At 70.3% G+C, this 14,945-nt stretch carries 9 protein-coding genes; all 9 read left to right on the top strand.

The annotated features are described in order from the left end of the window. Window position 1: 1 nt before the first annotated feature. Window positions 2-5,578 (top strand): non-ribosomal peptide synthetase, encoded by a 5,577-nt coding sequence (locus tag IE302_RS31615; RefSeq protein WP_191258090.1) that lies wholly within the window; start codon window positions 2-4, stop codon window positions 5,576-5,578. After that, window positions 5,575-5,784: an MbtH family protein gene (locus IE302_RS31610; protein ID WP_191258089.1), complete on the top strand. Its 210-nt coding sequence runs from the start codon at window positions 5,575-5,577 to the stop codon at window positions 5,782-5,784. Before IE302_RS31615 ends, IE302_RS31610 begins: the two co-directional genes overlap by 4 nt. Window positions 5,785-5,889: 105 nt before the next feature. Continuing rightward, window positions 5,890-7,065, top strand: coding sequence for a cytochrome P450 (locus IE302_RS31605; RefSeq protein WP_191258088.1), 1,176 nt, complete (start codon window positions 5,890-5,892; stop codon window positions 7,063-7,065). A 39-nt stretch (window positions 7,066-7,104) separates the two neighbouring features. Continuing rightward, complete coding sequence (locus tag IE302_RS31600; RefSeq protein ID WP_191258087.1) at window positions 7,105-8,301, top strand: cytochrome P450; 1,197 nt, start codon at window positions 7,105-7,107, stop codon at window positions 8,299-8,301. 127 nt (window positions 8,302-8,428) lie between these two features. Then, complete coding sequence (locus IE302_RS31595; protein ID WP_191258086.1) at window positions 8,429-9,649, top strand: cytochrome P450; 1,221 nt, start codon at window positions 8,429-8,431, stop codon at window positions 9,647-9,649. A 61-nt stretch (window positions 9,650-9,710) separates the two neighbouring features. After that, window positions 9,711-11,186 (top strand): tryptophan 7-halogenase, encoded by a 1,476-nt coding sequence (locus tag IE302_RS31590; protein WP_191258085.1) that lies wholly within the window; start codon window positions 9,711-9,713, stop codon window positions 11,184-11,186. Between the two features lie 46 nt (window positions 11,187-11,232). Continuing rightward, the gene (locus IE302_RS31585) at window positions 11,233-12,423 is read left to right on the top strand and encodes a glycosyltransferase (protein WP_191258084.1); all 1,191 of its coding nucleotides are present in this window, start codon (window positions 11,233-11,235) and stop codon (window positions 12,421-12,423) included. Window positions 12,424-12,434: 11 nt separating this feature from the next. Next, window positions 12,435-13,664, top strand: a complete 1,230-nt coding sequence (locus tag IE302_RS31580; protein ID WP_229908047.1) for a glycosyltransferase — start codon at window positions 12,435-12,437, stop codon at window positions 13,662-13,664. Window positions 13,665-13,696: 32 nt separating this feature from the next. After that, window positions 13,697-14,929, top strand: a complete 1,233-nt coding sequence (locus IE302_RS31575) for a glycosyltransferase (protein ID WP_191258082.1) — start codon at window positions 13,697-13,699, stop codon at window positions 14,927-14,929. Window positions 14,930-14,945: the final 16 nt, after the last annotated feature.

Below are 14,945 nucleotides of genomic sequence, written 5' to 3'. Positions count from 1 at the left end.
CGTGACCGTTGACGACACTCGCGCGAAGCGCCGCTCCAGCGTGGAGGACGTCTGGCCTCTTTCCCCGCTGCAGGAGGGAATGCTCTATCACACCGCCCTCGACGACGAGGGTCGCGACACCTACACCGTGCAGACCGTCTACGCCATCGACGGACCGCTGGACGCCGGTCTGCTGAGGACGTCGTGGCAGGCTCTCGTGGACCGGCATGCCGCGCTGCGGGCCTGTTTCCGTTACGTCAGCGGCGCGCAGATGGTCCAGGTGATCGCCCGCGAAGCGGAGATCCCTTGGCGTGAAACGGATCTCACCGGGCTGCCGGACGACGTCGCCGACGGTGAGGTGGACAGGCTGGCGGCCGACGAGCTCGCCGAGCGGCTGCGCATCGAAGCGGCGCCGCTGATGAAACTGCATCTGATCCGGCTCGGCCCGGACAGCCACCGGCTCGTGCACACCCTGCATCACGTGCTGGTGGACGGCTGGTCGATGCCGATCCTGCACCGTGAGCTCGCCGCGATCTACGCCGCGGGCGGGGACGCGTCCGGGCTCCCGCCCACCGTGTCCTATCGGGACTATCTCGCGTGGCTGGGCAAGCAGGACAAGGAAGTGGCGCGGGCGGCGTGGCGGGACGAGCTCGCCGGGCCGGACACGCCGACCACGGTCGCCGCGCCCGATCCGGCCCGCGTCCCGGACATCCACACGACGGTGGTCGAGCTGTCCACGGAGCTGACGGACGGCCTCGCCCGGTTCGCGCGCGGCCACGACCTCACGCTGAACACCGTCGTGCAGGGCGCGTGGGCCGTCGTGCTGGCGCAGCTCGCCGGGCGTGACGACGTCGTGTTCGGCGCGACCGCCTCCGGGCGGCCCGCCGATCTGGACGGCGTCGAGGCGATGGTCGGCCAGCTGCTCAACACCCTGCCGGTCCGGGTCCGGCTCGACGGCGGGCAGCGCGCGGTCGAACTGTTCGCCCGGCTGCAGCGCGACCAGTCGGCGCTCATGGCCCACCAGCACCTCGGCCTGCAGGACGTTCAGGCCGTCGTCGGTCCCGGGGCGGTCTTCGACACGCTCGTCATCTACGAGAACTTCCCCCGCAAGGGACTCGGCAGGCCGTCGGACGGTGGCCTGAGCCTGATCCCGGTGAAGCGGGGACGTAATTCGTCGCACTACCCGTTCACGCTGATCACCGGACCCGGCGAGCGGATGCCGCTGATCCTCGACTACGACCGGACCCTGTTCGACTCCGAGGCCGCCGGATCGGTCGTCGGCGCGCTCGCGCGCGTGCTGGAGCGGCTGGTCGCCGAGCCCGACGTCCTCGTCGGCCGTCTGACCCTGGCGAGCGACGCCGAGCGCGCACTGGTCCTGGACGACTTCAACGCGACCGCGGGCCCGGTGCCGGGGGACTCCGTCGTCGAGCTGTTCGCCCGGCGGGTGGCGGCGGCGCCGGACGCGGTGGCGATCACCGACGCCGCCGGCGCGAACCTGACCTACGCCGAGGTCGACCGGGCGTCGGACCGGCTGGCGGGCCACCTCGCCGGTCGTGGCGTCGGTCGCGGCGACCGGGTCGGGGTGGCGATGGAAAGGTCGCCGGATCTCATCATCGCGTTCCTGGCGATCTGGAAGGCGGGCGCCGCCTACGTCCCGGTGGACGTCGAGTACCCGGCCGAGCGTATCTCGTTCATCCTCGAGAATTCCGGCGTCTCGACCGTGGTGTGCACCGAAGCCACCGCCGCCGTCGTGCCGGACGACGCGATCGTGCTCGACGCGCCGGAAACGCGCGCGGCCGTGGAAGCCTGCGCCGCGCCGGGGATCCGGCCGCACGCGGACGATCTGGCGTACGTCATGTACACCTCCGGATCCACCGGCCTGCCGAAGGGCGTGGGCATCCCGCACGGTGCCGTGGCCGGTCTGGCGGGTGACGAGGGCTGGCAGATCGGTGCGGGCGACGGCGTGCTGATGCACGCGACGCACGTCTTCGACCCGTCGCTCTACGCGATGTGGGTGCCGCTCGTCTCGGGTGCCCGGGTCCTGCTCACCGAACCGGGAGTGCTGGACGCGGCCGGTGTCCGGCAGGCCGTGGGACGGGGCGCGACCTTCGTCCACCTCACCGCCGGTACCTTCCGCGCGCTGGCCGAAACGTCGCCGGAATGCTTCGACGGGCTCGTCGAGATCGGGACCGGCGGCGACGTGGTCCCCCTGCAGTCGGTGGAGAACCTGCGGCGGGCCCAGCCCGGCCTGCGGGTGCGCAACACCTACGGGCCGACCGAGACCACCCTGTGCGCGACGTGGCTGCCGATCGAACCCGGCGACGTGGTGGGCGACGAGCTGCCGATCGGGCACCCGATGACCAACCGCAGGATCTACGTCCTCGACGCCTTCCTGCGCCCGGTCGCGCCGGGCGTGGCGGGCGAGCTGTACATCGCGGGCACGGGGCTGGCCCGCGGCTACCTGAACGGCCCTGGCCTGACGGCCGACCGGTTCGTGGCGTGCCCGTTCCTCGACGGCGAACGCATGTACCGCACCGGCGACCGGGCGCGCTGGACCCGCGACGGCGAGATCGTGTTCCTCGGCCGCGCGGACGACCAGGTGAAGATCCGCGGCTACCGGGTCGAGCTCGGCGAAGTGGAGTCCGTGCTGGCGGCCCAGCCGGGTGTCGTCGAAGCGGTTCTCCTGGCACGGGAAGACCAGCCGGGCGAGAAGCGCCTTGTCGGCTACTTCGTCTCCGACGGCAGCGACGCGGGACCGGAGGAGATCCGGCGTCAGATGGCCCTGGTCCTGCCCGACTACATGGTCCCGATCGCGGTCGTCGCCCTGCCCGGCCTGCCCGTCACCCCCAACGGCAAGGTGGACCGCCGGGCCCTGCCCGCCCCGGATCTCGCGGGACGCACGTCGGAGAAGGCACCCGAGAACGAGACCGAGAAGGTCCTGTGCGCGCTGTTCGCCGAGATCCTGAGCGTCGAGCAGGTCGGGGTGGACGACGCCTTCCACGACCTCGGCGGCAGTTCGGCGCTCGCCATGCGGCTCGTCGCGCGGATCCGTGAGGAACTCGGCGAGGACCTGCCCATCCGGCAGCTGTTCTCCTCACCGACGCCCGCGGGGCTGGCCAAGGCACTGGCCGCCAAGTCGCGTCCCATTTTGGAAGTCGCCCAGCGGCCGGACCGGGTGCCCCTCATCGCCCGGCAGCTGCGTGCCTGGCTGCTGGCCGATCCCGGCGGCGAGACGGCGGGGCTGCACACGTCGGTCGCGCTGCGTTTGCGCGGCGGGCTGAACGTGCCCGCGCTGGTGGCGGCGCTCGGCGACGTCGCGGCCCGGCATGAACTCCTCCGCACGACCTTCCCCGGTGACGCGCAGAGCGTCCGCCAGCACGTCCACGACACCGTGGCGATCGAGACGACGCCGATCCCGGTCACCGAGGAGGATCTGCCCGGGGTGCTCGCCGAGCGGCGCGAGACGGCCTTCGACCTCACCTCGGAAGTGCCGTGGCGGTGCGACCTTTTCGCGCTGTCGGACAAGGAACACGTGCTGCACCTCCAGGTGCACCGGATCCTCGCCGACGACGACTCGCTGGACGTGTTCTTCCGCGACCTGGCGGCCGCCTACGGCGCGCGGCGCGAGGGCCGGGTCCCGCAGCGCGCGCCCCTGGCCCTGCAGTTCGCCGACTACGCGCTCTGGGAGCAGCGGCTGCTCGCGGACGAGAACGAGCCGGGCAGCCTGATCAACGAGCAGGTCGCCTTCTGGCGGGACCACCTGGCGGGCATCGACGGGGAGACGGTGCTCCCGTTCGACCGGCCGCGGCAGGCCGTCCCGTCGCGGCGGGCCGAGTCGGTCGCGGTGCGGCTGGACGCCGGCCCGCACGCCCGGTTGACGGAGGCGGCGGAGTCCGTCGGCGCGGACACGCTCGGGCTGGTGCACGCCGCGCTCGCCATGCTGCTGGCCAAATCCGGCGCCGGGCACGACGTGGTGATCGGCACGACGCTGCCCCGGGACGAGGAACTCTTCGATCTGGAGCCGATGATCGGCCCGTTCACCCGGCCGGTCGCCCTGCGCACCGACGTCTCGGGAGATCCGGGTTTCCTGGAGGTCGTCACCAGGGTGCAGGAGGCCGTCCAGGCCACGGGCGAGCACCTCGACGTGCCCTTCGAGCGGATCGTCGAGCTGCTGGACCTGCCGGCCTCGCTTTCCCGCCACCCCGTGTTCCAGGTGGGCCTGCGGGTGGACGAGGAGGACATCGACGGATGGTCCGCGGCGGAGCTGCCCGCCCTGCGCACCGGCGTCGAACCCGGCGGGACCGAGGCCATGGAGCTGGATCTCGCGGTCGAGCTCACCGAACGCTTCGATGACGACGACGAACCCGGCGGCCTCGAAGGCGCGCTGCGCTACGCCACCGATCTGTTCGATCAGGCCACGGCCGAGTCACTGGCCCGGCGGCTGGTCCGCGTCCTCGAACAGGTGGCGGAGGATCCCCGGCGGCGGATCAGCGAGCTGGACCTCTTCCTGGACGACTTCGAACGCGGCCGTCCGCCCATCGCCCCCGCGCGCTGGGCCGGGGAGGTACCCCGGGTGATCGCGGACCTGGCAGGTGACGGCCCGCTCGGCGCGCTCCTGCTGGACGATCTCCTGCGGCCCGTCGCCCCGGGCGTCGTCGGTGATCTCTACGTCACCGGTCCGGCGGTGGACGAGGGACCGGCCGAGCTGCCGACCGTGCCCTGCCCGTTCGGGGACGAGGGGCACCGGATGCTGCGCACGGAGCTGCTGGCCCGCAAGACTCCCGCGAAGACCCTGGTCGTCGTGGGCGAGCGGCGGCGGACTCCCGCCGCGGTGAAGACGGGCGACTTCGAGATCCTGCTGCCGCTCCGGGTCGAAGGCGACCGCCCGCCCCTGTTCTGTGTCCACGCGAGCGGCGGTCTGAGCTGGAACTACGAGCCGTTGCTGCGGTACCTCCCGGCGAATCAGCCGGTCTACGGCGTGCAGGCACGCGGCCTGGCCCGGACCGAACCGCTGCCGGGCAGCGTCGAGGAGATGGCCGCCGACTACCTCGCGCAGATCCGCGCCGTGCAGCCCGCCGGGCCGTATCACCTCCTCGGCTGGTCGCTCGGCGGCCGGATCGCGCAGGCGATGGCCAGGCTGCTGGAGGCGGAAGGGGAGGAGGTCGGCCTGCTCGCCCTGCTCGACGCCTACCCGGTCTACATGGGACGCAAGACGAACGGTGCCGCGAGCGAGGAAGCGGCCCTCTCGAAGCGGAATCAGGCGGACCTGGATCTCGCGGGTCAGCTGGTCAAGGGGGAGGCCGCGCGGTCGCGCCTCGAAGCGGTCATGCGCAACCTCTGGGAAGTCGGGCCACGGCACACCTCTTCGCCGTTCGCCGGGGACATCCTGCTCTTCGTGGCCACTGTGGACCGTCCCGAGCATTTGCCCGTCTCGGTGGCGAAAGCCAGCTGGAAGGACTTCACCAGCGGCGCCATCGAAGCGCACGACATCCCGTCCAACCACTACGACATGGTGCAAACCGCGGCGCTGGGCCAGATTGGAGCCATCGTCGCCGAGAAACTCCGGCAGCGGCCGGAGGGGGAAAGGACACAACGATGAGCAACCCCTTCGACAACGAAGACGGTTCCTTTTACGTGCTGGTCAACGACGAGGGTCAGCACTCCCTCTGGCCTGCCTTCGCGGAGGTGCCCGCGGGCTGGACCCGGGTGCACGGCGAGACCAGCCGCAAGGAGTGCCTCGCCTACGTCGAGGAGCACTGGACGGACCTCCGGCCCAAGAGCCTCGTGCAGGAAGCCGGCGCCTGACCTTCAGGTGTCCAGCCGCGCAATGCGGACGGTTGGACGAGCCCGGTGCTCGTCCAACCGGCCTGGCACGGATTCATCGAGGGTGAGCCGAAAGGACCCTGTGCAGTGTTCGAGGAGAACAACGCCCTCCGGGGCACGGAGATCCACCGGAGAGAACGCTTCGATCCGGGACCGGAGCTGCGCGCCCTGATGGCCGAGGGCCCGATGTCCGTGATGGAGTCCGAGGATTCCCCCGAAGGGCGGACCGGGTGGCTCGCCACCGGGTACGACGAGACGCGGCAGGTTCTCGGCTCGGACAAGTTCAGCGCCAAGCTGCTCTACGGCGGGACGGCGGCGGGCCGCATCTGGCCCGGCTTCCTCAACCAGTACGACCCGCCGGAACACACGCGCCTGCGCCGGATGGTGGCGTCGGCGTTCACTTTCCGGCGCATGCAGGACTTCCGCCCGAAGATCGAGAAGATCGTCGAGGCCACCCTGGACGACATCGAGGCGACCGGTGGCCCGGTGGATTTCGTGCCCCGGTTCGCGTGGCCCATCGCGACGACGGTGATCTGCGATTTCCTCGGCATCCCGCGGGACGATCAGGCGGACCTGTCGCGCGCCCTGCACGCGAGCCGGGCCGAACGGTCGGGGAAACGGCGGGTGGCGGCGGGGAACAAGTACTGGACGTACATGGGCCAGGTCGCGGCCAAGACGCGGCGCGAACCCGGTGACGACATGTTCGGTGCGGTGGTGCGCGAACACGGCGACGACATCACCGACGCGGAACTGCTGGGCGTGGCCGCGTTCGTGATGGGCGCGAGCGGCGATCAGGTGGCCCGGTTCCTCGCGGCGGGCGCGTGGCTGATGGTCGAGCACCCCGAACAGTTCGCGGTGCTCCGGGACAAGCCGGACACCGTCCCGGATTGGCTGAACGAGGTGGCCCGGTACCTCACCAGCGACGAGAAGACCACTCCGCGCATCGCGCGGGAGGACGTCCACATCGGCGATCAGCTCGTCAAGGCGGGCGACGCGGTCACTTGTTCTTTGCTGGCCTCGAACCGGCGGAAATTTCCCGATCCCGAGGACGGGTTCGACATCACCCGGGAAAAGCCCGCGCATGTCACGTTCGGGCACGGCATCCATCACTGCCTCGGCAGGCCGCTGGCCGAAATGGTGTTCCGGGCGGCGATCCCGGCGCTGACGCACCGCTTTCCCAAGCTCCGGCTGGCCGAACCGGATCGCGAGATCAAACTGGGCCCGCCGCCGTTCGACGTGGAAGCCCTGCTGCTCGACTGGTAGCGCCGGGGGACGAAATCTTGTGAGCAAAGGAGTTTCCCGTTGAGCGAGGACGACTCGCGCCCGCTGCACATCCGCAGGCAGGGCCTGGATCCGGCGGACGAACTGCTCGGCGCCGGAGCGCTGACGAGGGTCACCGTCGGGTCCGGGGCGGACGCCGAGACCCATTGGATGGCCACCGCGCACGCCGTCGTCCGGCAGGTGATGGGCGACCACAAGCAGTTCAGCACCCGGCGCCGGTGGGATCCGCGGGACGAGATCGGCGGGAAGGGCATCTTCCGGCCGCGTGAACTGGTCGGCAACCTGATGGACTACGACCCGCCCGAGCACACGCGGCTGCGGCAGAAACTGATGCCCGGCTTCACGTTGCGGAAGATGCAGCGGATGCGGCCCTACATCGAGCAGATCGTGAACGAACGTCTCGACGAGATGGAGGCGACGGGATCCCCCGCGGATCTGATCTCGATCGTCGCGGACAAGGTGCCCGGCGCCGTGCTGTGCGAACTGGTCGGCGTGCCGAGGGACGACCGGGACATGTTCATGAAGCTCTGTCACGGGCATCTCGACGCGTCGCTCAGCCAGAAGCGGCGGGCGGCGCTCGGCGACAAGTTCTCCCGCTACCTGCTGGCGATGATCGCCAGGGAACGCAAGGAGCCGGGGGAGGGGATGATCGGAGCGGTCGTCGCCGAATACGGCGACGACGCCACGGACGAGGAACTGCGCGGTTTCTGCGTTCAGGTGATGCTGGCGGGCGACGACAACATCTCCGGCATGATCGGGCTCGGGGTGCTGGCGATGCTGCGGCATCCCGAACAGATCGCGGCGTTCCAGGGTGACGAGCAGCAGGCGCAACGGGCCGTCGACGAACTGATCCGGTACCTGACCGTGCCGTACAGCCCGACGCCCCGGATCGCCAAGGAGGACGTCACCTTCGGGGATCAGGTGATCAAGACGGGCGACAGCGTCATCTGTTCTCTCCCGGCAGCGAACCGCGACCCCGCTCTGGTGCCGGATCCGGAGCGGCTCGACGTCACCCGTGATTCCGTGCCGCATATCGCTTTCGGGCACGGGATCCACCATTGCCTGGGCGCCGCGCTCGCCCGCCTCGAACTGCGCACGGTCTTCACCACGCTGTGGCAGCGTTTTCCCGCGCTGAGGCTCGCGGATCCCGCGCAGGAGGACAAATTCCGTCTGACCACTCCCGCGTACGGTTTGACCGAACTGATGGTCTCCTGGTGATCGCCGGGTCCGTCCACCCGCGTCGCTGGACGTGCCGGGAGATTGCGGGTGGAATTGGGGCGTCGGCGTGTTCGGGCCGCTGAAGCCGAACGGCACTTTTCCGGTCAACCAAGGAGTTTCCAGTCGGATGGGGCACGGTATCGATCAGGTCGCGCCACTCCTGCGGGAGCCGGCGAACTTTCAGCTGAGGAACGACTGCGATCCGCACGAGGACAATTTCGAGCTGAGGGCGCACGGGCCGCTGGTCCGGATAGCCGGGGAATCGTCCGCCCAGCTGGGCAGGGATTTCGTCTGGCAGGCCCAAGGTTACGACGTCGTCCGCAAGATCCTGGGCGATCACGAGAATTTCACGACGCGGCCGCAATTCACCCAGGCGAAATCGGCGGCGCATGTGGAGGCCCAGTTCGTCGGGCAGATCTCGACCTATGATCCGCCCGAGCACACCCGGCTGCGGAAGATGCTCACGCCGGAATTCACGGTCCGGCGGATCCGCCGGATGGAACCCGCGATCCAAGGTCTCATCGACGATCGCCTCGATCTGCTGGAGGCCGAGGGATCGCCCGCGGATCTCCAGGCGCTGTTCGCCGACCCGGTCGGCGCGCACGCCCTGTGCGAATTGCTCGGCATTCCCCGCGACGATCAGCGTGAATTCGTCCGCAGGCTCAGGCGGAACACGGATCTGAGCCGCGGGCTCAAGGCGCGGGCGGCCGACAGCGCTGCCTTCAACCGCTATCTGAACAATCTCATCGTCCGGCAGCGCGCCGATCCCGACGACGGTTTCCTCGGCATGATCGTGCGGGAGCACGGCGACAACGTCACGGACGAGGAATTGAAGGGCCTGTGCACGGCCCTGATCCTCGGCGGCGTCGAGACCGTCGCGGGGATGATCGGTTTCGGCGTGCTCGCCCTGCTGGAGAATCCCGGCCAGATCCCGTTGCTCTTCGAAAGCCCGGAAAAGGCCGATCGTGTCGTCAACGAACTGGTGCGGTATCTGTCCCCCGTGCAGGCGCCGAATCCGCGGCTCGCGATCAAGGACGTGGTGATCGACGGGCAGCTGATCAAAGCGGGGGATTACGTCCTGTGCTCGGTCCTCATGGCCAACCGGGACGAAGCACTGACCCCGGATCCCGGCGTGCTCGACGCGAATCGCGCCGCGGTGTCGGACGTCGGTTTCGGGCACGGGATCCATTACTGCGTGGGCGCGGCGCTGGCCCGCTCGATGCTGCGGATGGCGTATCAGACCCTGTGGCGGCGGTTCCCCGGGCTGCGGCTGGCGGCCCCCATCGCGGAAGTGAAGTACCGAAGCGCGTTCGTCGACTGCCCTGATCGGGTTCCAGTCGCCTGGTAGCGCGATCCGGATCGGAAAACCGGCGCCGGCAATTCAACACTCGACAGAGGAATGGTGGGACATGGCGGTCGAAGACTTCGATGTGGTGGTGGCCGGTGGCGGGCCGGGCGGTTCGACCGTCGCCACCCTGGTGGCGATGCAGGGTCACCGGGTCCTGTTGCTGGAGAAAGAGGTTTTCCCGCGGTATCAGATCGGGGAGTCGCTGCTTCCCGCCACGGTGCATGGCGTGTGCCGGATGCTCGGCGTCTCCGACGAACTGGCCGCCGCCGGGTTCCCGATCAAGCGGGGCGGCACGTTCCGCTGGGGCGCCCGCCCGGAGCCGTGGACGTTCCACTTCGGAATCTCCGCCAAGATGGCCGGTTCGACGTCGCACGCCTATCAGGTCGAACGGGCGGTGTTCGACGACATCCTGCTGAAGAACGCCAGGAGCAAGGGCGTCGTCGTGCGAGAAGGCTGCTCGGTCAACGACGTCGTGGAAGACGGCGAGCGGGTCGTCGGCGCGCGGTACACCGATCCAGACGGCAACGAACGCGAGGTGTCGGCGCGGTTCGTGATCGACGCGTCGGGAAACAAGAGCAGGCTCTACACCAAGGTCGGCGGTTCGCGGAACTACTCGGAGTTCTTCCGCAGCCTCGCGCTGTTCGGCTATTTCGAGGGTGGCAAGCGGCTGCCCGCGCCGGTCTCGGGGAACATCCTGAGTGTCGCCTTCGACAACGGCTGGTTCTGGTACATCCCGCTGAGCGACACGCTGACCAGCGTCGGCGCGGTGGTGCGCCGGGAGGACGCCGACAAGATCCAGGGTGACCGCGAGAAGGCCCTCAACGCGCTGATCGCCGAGTGCCCGCTGATCTCGGAGTACCTCTCGGACGCGACCAGGGTGACCACCGGCAGGTACGGCGAATTGCGTGTCCGCAAGGACTACTCGTACCAGCAGGAGTCCTACTGGCGGCCGGGGATGGTCCTGGTCGGCGACGCCGCCTGCTTCGTGGACCCGGTGTTCTCCTCCGGCGTCCACCTGGCGACCTACAGCGCGCTGCTCGCGGCCCGGTCGATCAACAGCGTCCTCGCGGGCGATCTGGACGAGAAGACCGCGCTGAACGAGTTCGAGTCGCGCTACCGCCGCGAGTACGGCGTCTTCTACGAATTCCTCGTGTCCTTCTATCAGATGAACGTGAACGAGGAATCGTATTTCTGGCAGGCCAAGAAGGTCACGCAGAACCAGAGCACCGACATCGAGTCGTTCGTCGAGCTGATCGGCGGGGTGTCGTCCGGGGAGACCGCGCTGACCGCCGCCGACCGGATCGCCGCGAACAGCGCCGAATTCGCCGCCGCCGTCGACAAGATGGCGGCGGGCGACGGCGACGACATGGTGCCGATGTTCAAGTCGACCGTGGTCAAGCAGGCGATGCAGGAAGCGGGCCAGGTGCAGATGAAGGCACTGCTCGGCGACGACGCCGAACCCGAGCTGCCGCTGTTCCCCGGCGGCCTGGTGACCTCGCCCGACGGCATGAAGTGGCTGCCGCACCACCCCGCCTGAACCTGAGCGCGACGGGCCCGGGGACCTACGAAACAAGGGATGCGAAATGCGGGTGTTGATCACGGGGTGCGGATCGCGCGGGGACACCGAACCGCTGGTGGCGCTGGCCGTGCGGTTGCGGGAACTCGGCGTCCAGGTGCGGATGTGCCTGCCGCCGGACTACGCGGAGCGGTGCGCCGAGGTCGGGGTGCCGATGGTGGCGGTCGGCCCGGCGGTGCGCGCGGGGGCACGCGGGCCGGGCGAACCGGCGCCGGGGGATCCCGAGATCGTGACCGAGGTCGTCACCGAGTGGTTCGACAAGGTCCAGGCGGCCGCCGAAGGCTGTACCGCGGTGGTGACGACCGGTCTGCTGCCCGCCGCGGTCGCCGCCCGGTCGGTGGCCGAGAAGCTGGGCGTCCCGTATCGCTACGTCGTGCTGTCCCCGGACCATCTCCCGTCGGTGCACAGCCGGGCGGAGCTGGACATGTACAACGAGGGCTCCTACGGGCTTTTCGGTGACACGGTCGGCGAAAAGCGGGCCGAGCTCGGCCTGCCGCCGGTGAAGGAGCTCTTCGACTACGGCTACACCGAGCGGCCCTGGCTGGCGTCGGACCAGATCCTGGCCCCGCGGCCGGCGGCGGACACCGGCACCGTGCAGACCGGGGTGTGGATGCTGCCCGACGAACGGCCGCTCCCGGCGGAGCTGGAGGCGTTCCTGGCCGCCGGGCCACCGCCGGTGTACGTCGGTTTCGGCAGTTCGTCCGGAGCCCGGACCGCGGGCGCCGCGAAGGTCGCCATCGACGTGGTCCGCTCGCAGGGGCACCGGGTGGTCCTTTCCCGTGGCTGGGCCGAGCTGGCCCTGCCCGACGACGGGGACGACTGCTTCGCCGTCGGTGAAGTGAACCTCCAGGACCTGTTCGGCCGGGTGACCGCCGCCATTCACCACGACAGCGCGGGCACGACCTATCTCGCCATGCGGGCGGGCATCCCCCATGTCGTGGTGCGCCGCGTGGTGGACAACGTGGTGGAGCAGGCGTATCACGCCGACCGGGTGGCCGAGCTGGGGATCGGGGTGGCGCTCGACGGTCCGGTCCCGGACGCCGATGCCCTCGCGGCCGCGCTCACCACGGCACTGGCCCCGGAAACCCGGGCGCGGGCGGCGGCCGTGGCGGAGGAGATCCGCGTCGACGGGACGACGGTGGCCGCGGAACTGCTGTTCGACGCGGCCGGTGCCGAGAAGCCGGCCGTTCCGGCATGAACGGGGGAAACGTGACGCGGGTGTTGCTGGCGACGTGCGGAAGCCGCGGCGACGTCGAACCGCTGGTGGCGCTGGCTGTCCGGCTACGGGAGCTCGGCGCGGAGGCGAGGCTGGCCGCACCGCCGGACTGCGCGGACCGGCTGGCCGAGGTCGGTGTGCCGCATGTGCCCGTCGGAGCCTCCGCGCGCGAACCGGTCAAGAACGCGGCGCCGCCGACTCGCGAGGACATGCAGCGGTTCATGACCGAGACGATCGCCACGCAGTTCGAGCGGATCCCGGAGGCGGCCGAGGGCTGTTCCGCGGTGGTGACGTCCGGGCTCCTGGCCGCCGCGATCGGCGTCCGGTCGGTGGCCGAAAAGCTGGCCATTCCCTACTTCTACGCCTTTCACTGCCCGAGTTTCGTGCCGTCGCCGCACTATCCGCCGCCGCCCCCGCTCGGTGAACCGCCCGCCCCGGCCGGGACCGACATCCGCGAACTGTGGGAGCGGAACAACCAGAGCGCCTTCCGGCGGTACGGCGGCCCGCTCAACAGCCAACGGGAAGCGATCGGCCTGCCGCCGGTGGAGGACATCTTCGGCTTCGGCTACACCGATCACCCCTGGATGGCGGCCGACGCGGTACTGGCCCCGTTGCAGCCGACGGATCTCGACGCCGTGCAGACCGGTGCGTGGATCCTGCCCGACGAACGGCCGCTTTCCGCGGAGCTGCAGGCTTTCCTGGACGCGGGGACACCGCCTGTGTACCTGGGATTCGGCAGCCTGCGCGCCCCCGCCGACGCCGTCCGGGTGGCCATCGAGGCGATCCGGGCCCAGGGCCGCCGGGCGATCCTTTCCCGCGGCTGGGCCGATCTGGTCCTGCCCGACGACCGGGACGACTGTTTCGAGACCGGCGAAGTGAACCACCAGCTGCTGTTCCGCCGCGTCGCCGCCGTCATCCACCACGGCGGCGCGGGCACGACGCATGTGGCCACGCGGGCGGGCGTGCCCCAGATCCTGCTGCCCCAGATGGCGGACCAGCCGTACTACGCGAGCCGGGTGGCCGAACTCGGTGTCGGGGTGGCGCACGACGGTCCTGTCCCGACTTTCGACTCCCTGTCGGCCGCGCTCACCACGGCACTGACCCCGGAGATCCGCGTCCGGGCGACGGCCGTGGCGGAGGAGATCCGCGTCGACGGGACGACGGTGGCGGCGGAGCTGCTGCTCGACGCGGCCAGCCGGGCCAAGTCCGCTGTTTCCGCGTGACACCCAGAACCGACCAAGATAGGGGACGCGAAATGCGTGTGCTGTTGTCGACGTGCGGAAGCCGCGGAGACGTCGAACCGCTGGTGGCACTGGCGGTCCGGTTGCGAGAGCTCGGCGCGGAAGTACGCATGTGCGCGTCGCCCTCCTCCGCGGACCGGCTCGCCGAAGCCGGTGTGCCGCATGTGCCGGTCGGCCTGGCGCACGAGGGCATGCTGCTGCAGGAAGGCATGCCGCCGCCGTCGGCCGAAGAGGAACGCAAATTCGCGGCCATGGCGATCGACATGCAGTTCGACCAGGTCCCCCCGGGTGCCGAGGGCTGTGACGTGGTGGTGGCGACCGGGGAGCTGGCCCACGCGACCGGCGTCCGGTCGGTGGCCGAGAAACTCGGCATCCCCTACTTCTACGCCGCCTACAGCCCGAACTACCTGCCGTCGTCGAACTACCATCCGCCGGAGGACGAGCGGACCACGCCGGGCGTGACCGATTTCGGAGTGTTGTGGGCCGAACGCGCCCAGCGGTTTTCCGAGCGGTACGGGGAGGCGCTCGACAGCAGGCGTGCCGCGATCGGCCTGCCCCCGGTGGAGGACGTCTTCCGCTACGGCTACGGCGATCGGCCGTGGCTGGCGGCGGACGCGGTCCTTGCCCCGGTGGACCCGGAGCTCGACGCCGTCCAGACCGGCGCGTGGATCCTGCCGGACGAACGGCCGCTCCCCGCGGATCTGGAAGCCTTCCTGGCCGCCGGTCCGGCGCCGGTGTACGTCGGTTTCGGCAGCGCGTCGGGCCCCGGGCTCGAAGACGCCACCAAGACGGCCATCGAGGCGATCCGGGCACAGGGCCACCGGGTGATCCTTTCCCGCGGCTGGGCCGATCTGGTCCTGCCCGACGAGGGGGCCGACTGCTTCGGCGTCGGCGAGGTGAACATCCAAGCGCTGTTCGGCCGGGTGGCCGCCGCCCTCCACAAGGGCAGCGCGGGCACGTTGCATCTGGCCACCCGGGCGGGCATCCCGCAGCTCGTGCTGCCCCGGCACACGGATCAGCCCTACTTCGCCGGCCGCGTGACCGAGCTGGGTATCGGGGTGGCGCTGGAGGAACGTCCGGTCCCGACCTTCGACACCTTTTCGGCCGCGCTCGCCAAGGCCCTTTCCCCGGAAACCCGCGCGCGGGCGGCGGCCGTGGCGGAGCGGGTCCGCACCGACGGCCGGACGGCGGCCGCGGAACTGCTGTTCGAGGCCGCGGGCCAGGGCAAGCTCACCGTTCCCGCCTGAGCGCGCGCACCGACTT

Source organism: Amycolatopsis oliviviridis, from assembly GCF_014654365.1.
GTDB lineage: Bacteria > Actinomycetota > Actinomycetes > Mycobacteriales > Pseudonocardiaceae > Amycolatopsis > Amycolatopsis oliviviridis.
This window is presented reverse-complemented; position numbering and strand designations above follow the sequence as displayed.

What these genes read in the sequence shown, in the direction of transcription:
- IE302_RS31610 (WP_191258089.1), top strand. Translation starts at nt 5,575, where the DNA reads ATGAGCAACCCCTTCGACAACGAAGACGGTTCCTTTTACGTGCTGGTC.
- IE302_RS31595 (WP_191258086.1), top strand. Translation starts at nt 8,429, where the DNA reads ATGGGGCACGGTATCGATCAGGTCGCGCCACTCCTGCGGGAGCCGGCG.
- IE302_RS31590 (WP_191258085.1), top strand. Translation starts at nt 9,711, where the DNA reads ATGGCGGTCGAAGACTTCGATGTGGTGGTGGCCGGTGGCGGGCCGGGC.
- IE302_RS31585 (WP_191258084.1), top strand. Translation starts at nt 11,233, where the DNA reads ATGCGGGTGTTGATCACGGGGTGCGGATCGCGCGGGGACACCGAACCG.
- IE302_RS31575 (WP_191258082.1), top strand. Translation starts at nt 13,697, where the DNA reads ATGCGTGTGCTGTTGTCGACGTGCGGAAGCCGCGGAGACGTCGAACCG.